Here is a 15,418-nt window from a genome sequence, read left to right on the forward strand (position 1 = left end):
GAAATGGAAAAGACATATAACCCGCAAGATATCGAGCAGCCGCTTTACGAGCATTGGGAAAAGCAGGGCTACTTCAAACCGAATGGCGATACCAGCCAGGAAAGCTTTTGCATCATGATCCCGCCGCCGAACGTCACTGGTAGCTTGCACATGGGTCACGCCTTCCAGCAAACCATCATGGACACCATGATCCGTTACCAGCGCATGCAGGGGAAAAATACCCTGTGGCAGGCCGGTACTGACCACGCGGGCATCGCCACGCAGATGGTAGTTGAGCGCAAAATTGCGGCTGAAGAGGGCAAGACGCGCCAGGACTATGGCCGTGATGCGTTCATCGACAAAATCTGGCAGTGGAAAGCAGAGTCCGGCGGCACCATCACCCGCCAGATGCGCCGTCTGGGCAACTCCGTCGACTGGGAGCGCGAGCGCTTCACCATGGACGATGGCCTTTCCAACGCCGTGAAAGAGGTGTTTGTTCGCCTCTATAAAGAGAACCTGATCTACCGTGGCAAACGCCTGGTGAACTGGGATCCAAAACTGCGTACCGCAATCTCCGACCTGGAAGTGGAAAACCGCGAGAGCAAAGGCTCGATGTGGCATATCCGCTATCCGCTGGCTGACGGCGCAAAAACCGCCGACGGCAAAGATTATCTGGTGGTCGCCACCACGCGTCCGGAAACCCTGCTGGGCGATACCGGCGTCGCCGTTAACCCGGAAGATCCACGTTACAAAGATCTGATCGGCAAATTTGTGATGCTGCCGCTGGTTGGCCGTCTTATCCCTATCGTTGGCGACGAACATGCCGACATGGAAAAAGGCACCGGCTGCGTCAAGATCACCCCGGCGCATGACTTCAACGACTATGAAGTCGGCCGTCGTCACAAACTGCCGATGATCAACATCCTGACCTTCGACGGCGATATCCGCGATCGTGCTCAGGTGTATGACACCAATGGCGAAGCCAGCGATGCCTGTTCCGATGAGATCCCGGCGGCTTTCCAGAACATGGAACGCTTCGCGGCGCGTAAAGCGATTGTTGCCGCTGTCGATGAACTCGGCCTGCTTGAAGAGATCAAACCCCACGATCTGACCGTGCCCTACGGCGACCGTGGCGGCGTGGTTATCGAGCCGATGCTGACTGATCAGTGGTATGTGCGTACCGCACCGCTGGCGAAAGTCGCGGTTGAAGCCGTTGAAAACGGCGACATCCAGTTTGTACCGAAGCAGTACGAAAACATGTACTTCTCCTGGATGCGCGATATTCAGGACTGGTGTATCTCCCGTCAGCTCTGGTGGGGTCACCGCATCCCGGCGTGGTATGACGACAACGGTAACGTCTACGTCGGCCGCACCGAAGACGAAGTGCGGGCTGAGAACAACCTGGCCGCCGACGTCGCGCTGCGTCAGGATGATGACGTGCTGGATACCTGGTTCTCCTCAGGTCTGTGGACCTTCTCCACCCTGGGCTGGCCAGAAAACACCGAAGCGCTGCGTACTTTCCATCCGACCAGCGTGCTGGTCAGCGGCTTCGACATCATCTTCTTCTGGATTGCCCGCATGATCATGCTGACCATGCACTTCATCAAAGATGAAAACGGCAAACCACAGGTACCGTTTAAAACCGTCTACATGACCGGTCTGATCCGTGATGAAGAAGGCCAGAAGATGTCGAAATCCAAGGGCAACGTGATTGACCCGCTGGATATGGTCGACGGCATTTCACTGGAAGCGCTGCTGGAAAAACGCACCGGCAACATGATGCAGCCACAGCTGGCGGAGAAAATCCGCAAACGTACCGAGAAGCAGTTCCCGGACGGCATCGAGCCATCAGGCACCGATGCGCTGCGTTTCACTCTGGCGGCGCTGGCCTCTACCGGTCGCGACATCAACTGGGACATGAAGCGCCTGGAAGGCTATCGCAACTTCTGTAACAAGCTGTGGAACGCCAGCCGCTTTGTGCTGATGAACACCGAAGAGCAGGATTGCGGACAGAATGGCGGTGAAATGACGCTGTCGCTGGCAGATCGCTGGATCCTGACCGAGTTCAACAACACGGTGAAAGCGTACCGTGAAGCGCTGGATAGCTACCGTTTCGATATCGCGGCTAACCTGCTGTATGACTTCACCTGGAACCAGTTCTGCGACTGGTATCTGGAGCTGACCAAGCCGGTCATGAACAGCGGCAGTGAATCTGAACTGCGTGGCACCCGTCATACGCTGGTTCACGTGCTCGAGGCGCTGCTGCGTCTGGCGCATCCGATCATTCCGTTTATCACTGAAACCATCTGGCAGCGCGTGAAGGGGCTGAAGAATATCAGCGACGACACCATCATGCTGCAGCCTTTCCCGCAGTACGATGCGGCGAAAGAAGATGCCGAAGCGAAAGCGGACATCGAGTGGATGAAACAGGCGATCGTGGCGGTGCGTAATATCCGTGCCGAGATGAACATCGCACTGAGCAAGCCGCTGGATGTGCTGCTGCGTGACTGCTCGCCTGCGGCACTGCGTCGAGTTGAAGCCAACCGCAACTTCCTGTCGCGCCTGGCGCGTCTGGAAAGCCTGACCATTCTGCCTGCGGGCGAGAAAGGTCCGGTGTCGGTGACCAAACTGGTTGAAGGTGCAGAGCTGTTGATCCCGATGGCGGATCTGGTGGATAAAACCGCCGAGCTGGAGCGTCTGGCGAAAGAGCTGGTTAAGCTGGATGTAGAAATCGAGAAGATCGAGACCAAGCTGGCGAACGAAGGCTTTGTTTCGCGCGCCCCGGAAGCGGTGGTGGCGAAAGAGCGCGAACGCGTAGCGGACCTGCAACAATCAAAAGCAAAACTGATTGAACAGCAGGCGGTCATTGCGGCATTGTAAGCGTCTTAGCTGACAGCTTATTCATAAAGCCGGGCTTGCCCGGCTTTTTTATTGACCTCGTACAAATCCGGAAGAGATGATGACGACCAGCGCCACCCCGCGTATTGACCTCCAGGTGCGGCCGATTACTGCCGCCGATAATCCGCATATCGCCCAGGTGATCCGCGACGTTTCCGCGGAGTTCGGCCTGACGGCTGACAAGGGCTACACCGTTTCCGATCCGCAGCTCGACCAGCTGTTTGAGCTCTACAGTGCAGAACAGAGCGCCTACTGGATTGTTGAGTATCAGGGCAAGGTGGTCGGCGGCGGCGGTGTTGCGCCGCTCGCCTGCAGCGCGCCCGATATCTGCGAACTGCAAAAGATGTACTTTCTGCCGGAGGTGCGCGGTCAGGGTCTGGCTCGCGAACTGGCGCTGCGGGCGATAGAACATGCACGCAGCCACGGCTTCCGTCGCTGCTATCTGGAAACCACCGCCAGCCTGACGCGGGCCATTAAACTTTATGAGTCACTCGGCTTCGAGCATATCGACAGCGCGATGGGCTGCACAGGCCATGTCGATTGCGAAGTGCGTATGTTGCGGAAGTTATAAGCCGCGCTCTACGTAACTCATATCGTTGATGGATTCAATCACGAACTCTCCGCTGTCGGTATAGCGCAGCCGGGTTACGCTCGCATTGTCCAGCGTCTGGTTTAACGACGTATCGCCAAGCGCCTGCAGTAGCGCTGTAATCGCCAGGCCATGCGTGACCACCAGAACGTTACCGCCGCCCTGCTGCCGGGCCTGCTGCGCTATCTCAGTCAGGCTATCGACCATTCGCTTCGCAACCTGCTGATAGCTTTCGGCCATGCCTGCTGATTTAATGCCTCTCAGTGCCGGCGTGCCTGACGCTTCCGCCTGCCGGATAGCGTCTATGATCCTGTCGACATGAACCTTGCCTTTGCCATAGGCCTCCATTAGCGCCGTATCGGATGCAAATCCCAACTGATGGGCGGCATCGTTCAACATATTATTATTCAGATCGCCCTCATACAGGCCAAAGCCCACTTCCCGCAATTCCCGGCGTTCGTTCAGCGGCAGCGGCGTTTTCCATGCCTGCATCACAAGCTGCGCGGTTTCTCTCGCTCTGCCAGAATCGCTGGACCAGACGGCAATAAACGGGGTCGTCTGCAGACCGCGTCCCAGCTTTTGCGCCACCTCCACGCCCGCTGGCGTTAGCGGAGTATCTGCCCATCCCTGCGCGCGATGCACCGTGTTGAACATCGTTTTACCATGCCGCGTAACGTAGAGAGTGACATCGGCGGCAAAGGCTTCGCCTGCGACAGCCCCAACCACAATAAGAATCAGCAACGCTTTAAAAATTCTTTTCATCGTATTTTCCTTATCTGAACAGATTTAATTTATATTCAACCGCGATCTCTGCAGAAAGGCTGGGAGAACGCATATATTTTCCTTGCGCATTAAAAACCGGCGTTTCTTTATTATTCTTATATGACCAGCCATAACCGAATAGCGTAAAGACCGATAAATCCTTCAGGACCGGATGGGGTTCGATGAAGCGGTTTATGAGCGCGACTTCCCCCGAACGTATACGCGTATTACGATAATTAAACTGTCCATAGTTAATCTGAAACCCGCTAAAAATGCCTTTTGAAATTTCAAATTCCGTCTGCGACACCAGCGCCAGTTCTTTATCACGGGTATAATCTTTTCCGGAAGAGGTCAGGGCGTTGAAACGTCCACGGGTATTTTTTGTCAGCGGGCGCACATAATATCCCACCGCATTATGTTTGGGTGCCGAAGTCCAGGCGGCAGCGAATTTCTGTGTCCATCTGTCGTTAATCCAGTCTGCTTCACCGACATAGTGCCACGCGTGGTTATCGAACGATCTTTTGCTGGCCGCCATGCTTTTATAATTTTCCAGCCCCTGACTGCCATAAATTTGAGAGGACAAGCGCCAGTCCGGCGAGAGCGAGTAATTCGCTTCGATAACATGACGCCGCTGGTAGGCTTCCGCTTCGCCAAATGCGTAGGCGAGACGTCCGCGATCAGCGGTATAGCTCAGTGCGCCGGTATAGATCGCATTAATTTTTCGTCGGTCCTGGGTTTGCAGGGCAAGACTCTTCGGCGAGTCGTGGCGAAGCGTTTTGGTCACGTAAGCCAAATCCAGCCGTATCTTCTGCACGTTCAGCGCGCCGCTATAGCCTGAGTAACTGTTGCGTGACAAGCGGTCCGTGGTGGTCAGCACGCCGATGTTTTTTAACTCCTGCCAGCCCGCTTTTCCTTTAAATCCCGCATTCGCGTCCCCCAGCTTCACTTTCAGATAGCGTTCACCAAACTTGCTGAAGCCGTGCGCGTCAGCTTTTTGCTGATGACCGCCGCTGTCGTAAAGCAGGCCGCGCGTGGCAAAGTAATCGCTGGCTCCCAGCCTGATCGCTCGGGTATAGGTTGCATCGAAACCCAGCCAGTCCCACTGATAGCCGGAACGAAAATTCAGGCTTGCCGCCTGTCCCCAGGCATTATGAACAGCGGTAGGCTGCGCTTCATTTTCCTTGAGATACTTCCAGTGATTACGCAGTCTGAGATCGAGTTGCGAATCACGCAGGAAAGCAGTGTCAGAGAACGATAATGCGTCGGAAAAGTCAGCCCATGCGCCAGATGGCTGCAAAAACAGTAAAATAAATAACGGAATACCGCGCTTTCCCCTCATGTTAATGACTCCTTCCATTAAATGCTTATTAGCAAAACTGGACGCCAAAAAAAAGTCGCTGATTCTTTTCCCCGGCTATACCCGGTGCAAAAAAAAACCTGATTCACAACCCTCTCTGGCAAAGAGGCGTTATGAATCAGGTTTTGCTTGAAAAATAACAATCCTAATCCGGCAAAAGCACTATAGTTATTCCGCAAAGAAAAAACAGAAGAGATAAAATATTTTGTGAGGGGTCACTCAAATTATATTTTTCGGAGGTAACGCGTTCATATTAGATTAACAGTTAATATTTATCTTTTTATTATTAATAAAATCAACCCGGTTCAATATAAAAAAATAAACGGCCATCGTAAGAGCGCCGTTTACTCTAATCAGAACGCCGGTACGCCGCTGTGAAAGCGTAATTCGTTGTCGGGTTCGCTAATTAACCGCCCTTCTGTTGCCCCAATCACCTGCACCCGCGGCGTGATATCTCTGGTGGCAATCTGCGCCGCCAGGGTTAAATAGTCCTGATAATGCCGCGCCTCTGAGCGCAACAGCGACAGATAGAACTTCGCCAGTTCATCATCAAGATAAGGTGCCAGACTGGCGAAACGCTCGCAGGAGCGCGCCTCGATGTAAGCGCCGCATATCAGCTTATCCACCAGCGTTTCCGGTTCATGGGTGGTGACTTCGCGCAGCAGCGATTTGGCATAGCGGCTGGAGGTGATCTTCTGATAGACCAGCCCGCGCGACTGCATAATTTCCCACACCTGATAGAAGTGATGCAGCTCCTCTTTAATCAGCAGCACCATCTTCTCCACCAGCTCATCCGCCCACGGCAGCGCATTGCGCACGATGATACGTTTTGTCAGGTTCTTATGGGCGTTGATAAAGTCGCTGTCGCCATCTTCGCGGAAGATAAAATCTTCATAAGGTTTCAGCCACGCCAGAATGGCGTCGCCACTGGGTTTGTCGGCAACATATTTGCGGATCAACCACACCGCGGTCTGCGCGGCTTTCAGTTCGCACACCAGATGGTCGGTTAACAGCAGGGTCAGATTTTCCGGCTTGCGCGCCTCATCAATCCAGGCCTGTGGCGTGCGGCAGTGCAGAAACTGATAGATAGGTTCAAGTAAGGGTGCGTAGTTCATGATGTTAAAACAGGTGGCAGGGGTGACAGGCGGAGAACTCTCCGCCCCGGCTACTTAGTGGCGAATACCATCATCATCTTCATCTTCGATGGCGTCGTCATCTTCATCTTCGGCATCGGGATCTTCAAAATAGGTGCCCCAGCCGTCGTAATCGACGTTGTACTTACCAATCAGGTTCACCAGCTGCTCAACCTGCACATCGATCAGTTCAGGCTTCAGGGCGGATTCGCTGATGATGTCTACGCACATCACGGTGGTGCCATCTTCCAGCTCCAGCTCTTCCGGCTCGGTCACTTCATAACCCAGCTTGAACGCATCAACGGCCGCTTTTTCCAGCGAATCAAAATTATTGCATGAGAGATGGTGCTCGATGGTATAGAGCGCATCAGGATCGCTGCCATCCTCCAGCAGCTCTTCAATAATCTGCCGCGTCTCTTCCTGCTGCTCTTCCAGTAATGCTTCATATGCCATGACGATATCCTCTCTGAGTTCGGCAATAATCAATTATTTTCCCATACTGCCCGTCGCGCCACTACACAAAACGAAAAGTTTATTAGCCCTGCACTTGAAAATGCATATTCATACGGTTAGATTGAATTTTAATTCACTTTAATGATTACCGGAGTGTTGTATGAGTCAGCTGTATCAGCGCCATTTCCTCAGGCTTCTGGATTTTACGCCCGCCGAGATTGATCACCTGCTTACCCTTTCCGCTGAATTGAAACGGGCGAAAAAAAGCGCCCATGAAGTGCAGCATCTGAAAGGTAAAAACATCGCGCTCATCTTCGAAAAAGACTCGACCCGTACCCGATGCTCTTTCGAAGTTGCCGCTTACGATCAGGGTGCGAACGTCACCTATCTTGGCCCGAGTGGCAGCCAGATCGGCCATAAAGAGTCGATGAGCGACACCGCGCGGGTGCTGGGCCGGATGTATGATGGCATTCAGTATCGCGGTTACGGTCAGGAACTGGTGGAAACGCTGGCGGAACATGCCGGTGTGCCGGTGTGGAACGGCCTGACCACCGAGTTTCATCCGACCCAGCTGCTGGCCGATCTGCTGACCATGCAGGAGCATCTGCCGGGCAAAAAACTCAGCGAGATGACGCTGGTTTATGTAGGTGATGCGCGCAACAACATGGGCAACACCATGCTGGAAGCCGCCGCACAGGTGGGGCTGGATCTGCGTCTGGTGGCACCAAAGAGCTGCTGGCCAGAGGAGCAACTGGTGGCGCAGTGCCGTGAAGCCGCGCAGCAGACCGGCGGGAAAATCACCCTCACCGAACATATTGCCGACGGCGTGAAAGGCGCTGACTTTATCTACACCGATGTCTGGGTGTCGATGGGCGAAGCCAAAGCGGTGTGGGCCGAGCGTATCGCGCTGCTGCGTGACTATCAGGTGAACCGCGCGATGCTCGATCTGACCGGCAACCCGCAGGTTAAATTCCTGCACTGTCTGCCCGCCTTCCACGACGATCAGACCACGCTGGGCCAGCAGATGGCAGAGCAGTACGATCTGCCCAACGGCATGGAAGTGAGCAACGAGGTATTTGAGTCACCACACAGCATTGTGTTCGACCAGGCTGAGAACCGGATGCACACGATTAAAGCGGTAATGGTGGCCACGCTGGGCCAGCGCTGACCGACGGATGTGACACGGGCTGATGCTGCCAGGGAGCGCTGATACTCAGCGATTCATCCGCCTGACCTGGCCCGGCCTCCGATCGGCCAGGCAGGCGCAAACGTTTTCCTCTTGCTGCCCCACCGCGAACGGGTATAATGCGGCCCAATTTGCCGGAGGAAATATGCTACAGCACAGCGGACAATTTGACGCTCAATCACGCCTGACCGCAGGCGGTGCTACTGTTTCTTTCGGTCATCGACCCGATCTTAAAAAAGCCCCTTAAGCAGGGGCTTTTTTTTGTCCGCAATCCGGCCGCGCAGAGGAGAAAGCTATGGCTAACCCGCTATATCGCAAACACATTATTTCAATTAACGACCTCAGTCGTGAAGAGCTGGAACTGGCGTTACACACCGCCGCAAAGCTGAAAGCCCACCCGCAGCCGGAACTGCTGAAGCACAAGGTTATCGCCAGCTGCTTCTTTGAGGCGTCGACCCGTACCCGCCTGTCGTTTGAAACCGCCATTCATCGCCTCGGCGCGTCAGCGGTGGGCTTTGCTGACGGCAGTAATACGTCGCTGGGCAAAAAGGGCGAAACCCTGGCCGACACCATTTCAGTGATCAGCACCTACGTCGATGCCATTGTGATGCGTCACCCGCAGGAAGGCGCGGCGCGGCTGGCGACCGAATTCTCCGGTGGCATCCCGATTCTCAACGCCGGTGACGGCGCGAACCAGCATCCGACCCAGACGCTGCTTGATCTCTTCACCATTCAGGAGACGCAGAGCCGTCTTAATCAGCTGAATGTGGCGATGGTCGGCGACCTGAAGTATGGCCGCACCGTGCACTCCCTGACCCAGGCGCTGGCGAAGTTTGACGGCAACCGCTTCTTCTTTATCGCGCCCGATGCGCTGGCGATGCCGGCCTATATCACCGACATGCTGGATGAGAAGAATATCAGCTGGTCACGTCACGACAGCTTTGAAGAGGTGATGCCGCAGCTCGATATCCTCTACATGACGCGGGTGCAGAAAGAGCGGCTCGATCCGTCAGAATATGCCAATGTCAAAGCGCAGTTCATTCTGCGCGCCGCCGATCTCGCTACGGCGCGAGACAATATGAAGGTACTGCACCCGCTGCCGCGCATCGACGAAATCACCACCGATGTCGATAAAACCCCGTATGCCTGGTATTTCCAGCAGGCGGGTAACGGCATCTATGCGCGCCAGGCTCTGCTGGCACTGGTTTTAAACAGCGAACTCGCCCTGTAAGGAGATACCCCCATGACGCAGGACAACAAACTGCAGGTCGAAGCGATCAAACGCGGCACGGTCATCGACCATATTCCGGCGCAGATCGGCTTTAAATTGCTCTCTCTGTTCCGGCTGACCGAAACCGATCAGCGCATTACCATTGGCCTGAATCTGCCCTCGGGCGAGATGGGCCGCAAAGATCTGATCAAGATTGAGAACACCTTTCTCACCGACGATCAGGTCAATCAGCTGGCGGTCTATGCGCCCCATGCCACGGTAAACCGCATCGACGACTATGAAGTAGTTGCTAAGATCGCCCCGACGCTGCCGGACCACGTTGAACGGGTACTGACCTGCCCCAACAGCAACTGCATCAGCCGCAGCGAGCCGGTCTTCTCCAGCTTTGCCGTGAAGCAGCGCGCCGACGATGTGCATCTGAAGTGCAAATATTGCGAAAAAGAGTTCGCCCGCCATGTGGTGCTGGGTCACTGGTAATCGCCCTGCCCGACCTTATAATGGGCAACACCGGCGGCATGGCCGCCTGACGACGTAATCAAAGGAGCAATGATGTCTCGTGAAATCAGTACTGGAAAAGCCCCTGCCGCTATTGGCCCCTATGTTCAGGGTGTCGATCTGGGCAGCATGATCATCACCTCTGGCCAGATCCCGGTGGATCCGGCGACCGGCCAGGTGGCGGATGACGTTGCCGCACAGGCGCGTCAGTCACTGGAAAATGTGAAGGCGATTGTTGAAGCAGCGGGTCTGAAGGTCGGCGACATCGTGAAGACCACGGTGTTCGTAAAGGATTTAAATGACTTCGCCACGGTCAATGCGGCTTATGAGGCGTTTTTCACCGAGCATGAAGCTCACTTCCCGGCGCGTTCCTGTGTCGAAGTGGCGCGTCTGCCAAAGGATGTGAAGATCGAAATCGAAGCGATTGCCCTTCGTCGCTAATCTCCGTTGTTAACATCTATTGTTAACGAAGGCGCCCGCCTCTCTCCGGCTATCCCGGAGAGAGGCGGTGAATCGCTTAACGCTTAGCCGGACGCCACAGCCACAGCAGCGCTATCGCCAGCGCAAACAGCACGCCAAAACCGACGCCCGTCGCCACCGCAGGGGCACCCGCCTTGATCGCCAGCGTATAGAGCCCCAGCATGATCAGCATGGCGCTGTTCTCACCCAGATTCTGCACCGCAATCGCATTACCTGAACCGACGCTCTCTTTGCCCCGCGCCTGCAGCAGTGCATTCAGCGGCACCACAAAGAAACCGCCCAGCGCGCCAATCAGCATCAGCACCAGATAGGCATTCAGCAGAGAATGCTGCAGCGCGAAGACGACGACCATCACACCAATCAGCACACCGGCTGGCATACAGCGACGCACCGTTTCAAGCGTCACCAGCTTCGCCGCCGCCGCCGCCCCAATCACAATCCCGATCGCCACCATGGCATTCAGGGTCGTTGGCGTGGTGTTGTCACTGATGCCCAGCGCCACCGGCACCCACAGCACCAGCAGAAAACGCAGCGTCACGCCTGCGCCCCAGAACAGGCTGGTGCCGAGCAGCGAGAAGCGCGTCTCCGCATCACGCCATAGCAGCGCGGCAGCACTGAAAAAACTGCGTACCATCATACCCAGCTGCCAGCTCTGACCAGGACGCGCCGCCTGCAGTTTCGGGATAAACAGGTTGGCCACCACGGCAATGCCGTAGGTCAGCGCACAGATCCCCAGCGCCGCCAGCAGATGCCAGTCAGCCAGCATCCCACCCGCCACTGAGCCGAGCAGAATGGCGGCGATGGTCGATCCCTCCATCAGCCCGTTGGCTTTCACCAGCTTCTCGCCGTGAGTGATCTCACCGAGGATGCCATATTTAGCCGGAGAGTAAGCGGCTGCGCCCGCGCCCACCAGGGTATATCCGAGGAAGGGGTTGAAGCCGAAGCAGATCACCAGCGCGCCCAGCAGCTTCAGGCTGTTGGCGAGCATCATCACCCGCCCTTTTGCCATGCTGTCCGCGACCTGACCGACAAACGGTGCCAGCAGAATGTAGGCTGCGACAAAGAGCATCTGCAGCACCGGCTGACTCCAGTCGGGATAGAACTGGCTTTTCAGTACGGCCAGCGTGGCAAACAGCAGCGCGTTATCGCCGAAGGCCGAAAAGAACTGGGCGATAATCACGGCGATCATGCCGCGTGACATCAGCGGCGCATTACGATCAAGGCTCATGCCTGCTCCTCTTCCGCCATTTTTTTCAGCGTGACGTAATCGGGTTTACCGCTGCCCAGCTGCGGCAACTGCTTCATCACCCGGATATCACGCGGCAGCGCCAGTTCTGGCGCACCCAGCTCGCGGGCCGCTTTCTGCAGGCTGTCGCGCGCCAGTTCAGCGTCGGTGGTGAACAGCACCAGCGCCTCACCACGCTGACCATCCGGGCGCAGCGAGGCGGCATGTTGTTTGTCCGGCGACGCTTTCAGAGCGATCTGCTCGACGATCTCCAGCGACACCATCTCACCGGCAATCTTCGCGAAGCGTTTGGCGCGCCCCTGAATCTGGCAGAAACCGCCGTCATCAAAGCTGACGATATCACCCGTGTCATACCAGCCCGCTTCCTGATTGCCTTCGCCATCGTCGGCGACCGGCACTTCCAGCACGCCTGGATTCTCAACCCGCAGATAGCCCTTCATCACGTTCGGTCCGCGCAGTTGCAGCCGTCCGCCCTGCTCAATGCCCGGCACCGACATCAGCCGCGAATCCATGCCCGGCAGAATGCGTCCGACGGTGTGCGCCTTCGCCGCCATCGGCACGTTAATCGCGACCACTGGCGCGCATTCGGTTACGCCGTAGCCTTCAAGAATGCGAATGCCATACTTCTCCATGTAGAGCTGACGGGTGTTCTCCTGCAGCTTCTCCGCCCCCGCCACCACATAGCGCAGGCGGGCAAAATCATAGGGCGCGGCAAAGCGCGCGTAGTTGCCGAGGAAGGTCGAGGTGCCAAACAGCACGGTGCAGTTGCGGTCATAGACCAGCTCCGGCACGATGCGATAGTGCAGCGGGCTGGGATAGAGGAACACCTGCGCGCCGGTCATCAGCGGCGTAAACAGCCCGACGGTCAGACCAAATGCATGGAACAGCGGCAGCGCCGACATAAAGCGGTCGCGCGGGGTGAAGTCGGCGATGGTACGAATCTGTTCGACGTTCGCCAGCAGGCTTTTATGCGAATGCACCACCCCTTTAGGATTGCCTTCCGAGCCGGAGGTAAACAGTACCATCGCGGCGTCTTCCGGCTGCTGGGGCAGCTGTGCGCGATGCGGCATCAGCAGATGGGCGACGATCCACAGTTTGTCCTTACTGGTCACGGTATCTTTCAGATCTTCCAGATAGATCCACTGCACATCATCGAGCCCCTGCGGCAGATGCCACAGGTTGCCTTTGTCCAGGAACTGGCGCGACGTGAAGACCGTTTTGATCTGCGCGGCGGTCAGTGCCGCCCGCATGCCGTTCACGCCCGCCGTATAGTTGAGCATCGCCGGAACACGTCCGCGCAGGGATGCCCCGAAAATCGCCGCCGCCGTGACGGTGGTATTGGGCAGCAGCAGTCCTACCACTTCGCGCGGCTGGCTGTAGCGCTCCAGAATACGGCCCACGCCCAGCGCCTTCTTCAGCAGTCCGTTGTAGCTGTCGGGTTTGAAATTGACATCTTCGATGCAGCGCTTAAACGCGCCATAACGCGTACGCGCCGCCAGAAATGCCTCAAACAGGGTTTCACGCGGACGCACCGCCATGCGCGCTTCCATCATCACATGATGCAGATGCTCACCGGCCAGCACGCGCCGATCGCGCGCCCGTTTCGCCTCCGGCATCGGAATGCGGGTGGCGGGCAGAATCGTCAGGGTGATGCGCGGGAACAGGCGACGTTTAAACACGCCCGCCAGACGACCAAACGGCGTGTACTCTGCGCCTTCAATGCGCATCGGCACCACATTCGCGCCCGAACGCGCCGCGACAAAACCCGCCCCGCTGTAGATCTTCATCAGCGATCCGGTGACGGTAATACGTCCTTCCGGGAAGATCACCACCGGACGGCCACTGTCGATCAGCCTGACCAGCTGTTTGAGCGCCATGGGTTTGGTGGGATCGAGCGGTACATAGTCGATAAAGGGTTTAACCAGCCGCATAAACCAGCTTTCGCTGATGGTCGAATAGACCGCATAGACCGGCTTAATCGGCAAAAATAGCGCCAGCAATATGCCGTCGAGAAACGACATATGGTTCGGCGTGATCAATACCTTCTGCTTATGCAGTTCGGCGACGTCGCCACGCAGTTCGACCCGCCATAACAGGCGAAATATCAGGCGCAATAGTGTGAAAACCATGCCGGCTCCTTAGCATCGTGAAAATAGCCCCTCACGATGCAGGATTTGACGCGGTTCGACAACAGAATTATCGGTAACCTGACGCCGCCTTCAGGGTGCCTGCCAGCCACCGCCGAGTGACGCCATCAGCGCCACACTGCTGACCCACTGCGTGCTCTGCAGCGTCAGCAAACTCTGCTGCGCACTCAGGCGGCTGTTTTCGATGGTCGCCACATCCAGATACGTAATCATGCCCGCCTCGTACTGCAAACGGGTTACCCGCGCAGAGGTCTGCGCCGCGTCGGTGGCGCGCTGCTGCGCGGCGATCTCACCCTGCAGCGTGTTCAGCTCCACCAGCTTATCTTCCACCTCCTGCATTGCGGTCAGCACCGTCTGACGATAGGTCGCAACGCTGGCATCCCAGCCCGCTCGTGCCTGATCGACCTGTGCTGCGGTCGCACCAAAATCCAGCAGCGTGCCGCTCAGCTCCGGCCCCAGCGACCAGACGCGATTCGGCAGCGAGAAGAGCGAATGCAGCACGGAAGAACTGACGCCACCGCTGGCGCTCAGGGTCAGGTCGGGATAGTAACCGGCCACCGCCACGCCCACCGCAGCATTGGCGGCGGCCATGTTACGTTCGGCGTAAGCAATGTCGGGACGGCGCTGCAACAGCTCGCCCGGCAGGGCTGCCGGAATCGCGGGCAGCGTGGCCGTCAGCGGCGCGGCGGTCAGGCTGAATTCAGCGGGTGCTTTGCCGACCAGCAGCGCAATGGCGTGCTCCATCTGTGCACGCTGCCACTGATAATCCTGCGCCGAGGCGCTGGCGCTCTCCAGCTGCAGCTGCGCCTGAGCCAGGGTGGCACGCGACGCGGTGCCCGCCTGATACTGGCTGGTAATCACTTTCAGATAGCGCTGATAAGCATCAACGCTCTGCTGATAGAGCGCGATTTTCTGATCCATGATGCGCAGCTGGAAATAGTCCTGCGCCAGTTCAGACTGGGCGCTCAGGGTGATATTGGCCAGTTCCGCCGCGCTGGCCGAGGCGCTGGCGCGGTTCTCCTCCAGCGTGCGTCGCAGTTTGCCCCACAGATCCAGCTCCCAGCTGGCGCTCAGCTCCGCCTGATGGCTGCTGCTGGTGGTGCGAACGCTGCTGTCAGTCGCGTGGCTGCCGCTGCGCGTCGCGCTGCCGTCATAGCCCAGCGAGGGAAACAGCGCCGCGCGTGACTCACTCGCCAGCGCCTGTGCCTGCCGGTACTGCGCGGCATAATTCGCCACGTTCTGGTTCGAGATGCTCACCTGGTTCAGCAGGCCGCTCAGGGTGGCGTCGTGATAAACCGCCCACCATTCGCCTTTGCTTTGCGCATCAAGCGGCGTCGCCTGCTGCCAGCCTCTGGCCTCTTTATAGTGGACCGGCATCACCATCGCGGGGCGCTGATAGTCGGGACCGACGCTACAGCCGCCCAGCAGCAGCATCACAACAAAGGGGATAAGCGGTTTCATG

Annotated in this window: 13 protein-coding genes; 6 read left to right on the forward strand and 7 right to left on the reverse strand. The window is 57.1% G+C overall.

Annotated features, from left to right (window positions below; all coding sequences use genetic code 11):
• The first annotated feature begins 3 nt into the window (after window positions 1-3).
• Together HFD87_RS15365 and HFD87_RS15370 are read left to right on the forward strand one after the other, a co-directional pair.
• Window positions 4-2,859 (forward strand): valine--tRNA ligase, encoded by a 2,856-nt coding sequence (locus HFD87_RS15365; protein WP_010671782.1) that lies wholly within the window; start codon window positions 4-6, stop codon window positions 2,857-2,859.
• A gap of 79 nt (window positions 2,860-2,938) precedes the next feature.
• Window positions 2,939-3,448, forward strand: coding sequence for a GNAT family N-acetyltransferase (locus HFD87_RS15370; protein WP_045140829.1), 510 nt, complete (start codon window positions 2,939-2,941; stop codon window positions 3,446-3,448).
• Here HFD87_RS15370 and HFD87_RS15375 read toward each other — a convergent pair.
• The 4 genes from HFD87_RS15375 to rraB all read right to left on the reverse strand — a co-directional run bounded on the left by HFD87_RS15375 (window position 3,443) and on the right by rraB (window position 7,171).
• Window positions 3,443-4,228, reverse strand: a complete 786-nt coding sequence (locus HFD87_RS15375) for a histidine phosphatase family protein (protein ID WP_167423621.1) — start codon at window positions 4,226-4,228, stop codon at window positions 3,443-3,445. The genes HFD87_RS15370 and HFD87_RS15375 overlap by 6 nt on opposite strands.
• Before the next feature lie 10 nt (window positions 4,229-4,238).
• Entirely contained in the window at window positions 4,239-5,567 is a 1,329-nt protein-coding gene (locus HFD87_RS15380; RefSeq protein ID WP_167423622.1) for an OprD family outer membrane porin, read from the reverse strand.
• Window positions 5,568-5,938: 371 nt separating this feature from the next.
• Window positions 5,939-6,700, reverse strand: a complete 762-nt coding sequence (locus HFD87_RS15385) for a tRNA-(ms[2]io[6]A)-hydroxylase (protein WP_010671789.1) — start codon at window positions 6,698-6,700, stop codon at window positions 5,939-5,941.
• A 54-nt stretch (window positions 6,701-6,754) separates the two neighbouring features.
• A complete protein-coding gene (gene rraB / locus HFD87_RS15390) occupies window positions 6,755-7,171 on the reverse strand; it encodes a ribonuclease E inhibitor RraB (protein WP_010251675.1) in 417 nt (138 codons plus the stop codon).
• Window positions 7,172-7,331: 160 nt separating this feature from the next.
• Here rraB and argF point away from each other — a divergent pair, with 160 nt between their 5' ends.
• From argF to ridA, 4 genes are all read left to right on the forward strand, one after another.
• Window positions 7,332-8,339, forward strand: coding sequence for an ornithine carbamoyltransferase (argF, locus tag HFD87_RS15395; protein ID WP_167423623.1), 1,008 nt, complete (start codon window positions 7,332-7,334; stop codon window positions 8,337-8,339).
• Window positions 8,340-8,652: 313 nt separating this feature from the next.
• Window positions 8,653-9,588: an aspartate carbamoyltransferase gene (pyrB, locus tag HFD87_RS15400; RefSeq protein ID WP_010251681.1), complete on the forward strand. Its 936-nt coding sequence runs from the start codon at window positions 8,653-8,655 to the stop codon at window positions 9,586-9,588.
• A gap of 12 nt (window positions 9,589-9,600) precedes the next feature.
• Window positions 9,601-10,065 carry an aspartate carbamoyltransferase regulatory subunit gene (gene pyrI / locus HFD87_RS15405; RefSeq protein WP_010251684.1) on the forward strand — a complete coding sequence of 155 codons (465 nt, stop codon included), beginning with the start codon at window positions 9,601-9,603 and terminating at the stop codon, window positions 10,063-10,065.
• 72 nt (window positions 10,066-10,137) lie between these two features.
• Entirely contained in the window at window positions 10,138-10,524 is a 387-nt protein-coding gene (gene ridA, locus HFD87_RS15410) for a 2-iminobutanoate/2-iminopropanoate deaminase (protein WP_033780485.1), read from the forward strand.
• Window positions 10,525-10,600: 76 nt separating this feature from the next.
• Here ridA and lplT read toward each other — a convergent pair whose 3' ends face one another.
• The 3 genes from lplT to HFD87_RS15425 form a co-directional block, all read right to left on the reverse strand.
• Window positions 10,601-11,791 carry a lysophospholipid transporter LplT gene (lplT, locus tag HFD87_RS15415; RefSeq protein WP_010251689.1) on the reverse strand — a complete coding sequence of 397 codons (1,191 nt, stop codon included), beginning with the start codon at window positions 11,789-11,791 and terminating at the stop codon, window positions 10,601-10,603.
• Window positions 11,788-13,938: a bifunctional acyl-ACP--phospholipid O-acyltransferase/long-chain-fatty-acid--ACP ligase gene (gene aas / locus HFD87_RS15420; RefSeq protein WP_010671792.1), complete on the reverse strand. Its 2,151-nt coding sequence runs from the start codon at window positions 13,936-13,938 to the stop codon at window positions 11,788-11,790. Before aas ends, lplT begins: the two co-directional genes overlap by 4 nt.
• A gap of 90 nt (window positions 13,939-14,028) precedes the next feature.
• A complete protein-coding gene (locus HFD87_RS15425) occupies window positions 14,029-15,417 on the reverse strand; it encodes an efflux transporter outer membrane subunit (RefSeq protein ID WP_167423624.1) in 1,389 nt (462 codons plus the stop codon).
• Window position 15,418: the final 1 nt, after the last annotated feature.

Origin of the sequence: Pantoea sp. EKM21T, from assembly GCF_011800405.1 — a bacterium.
GTDB classification, from domain to species: Bacteria; Pseudomonadota; Gammaproteobacteria; order Enterobacterales; family Enterobacteriaceae; genus Pantoea; species Pantoea agglomerans.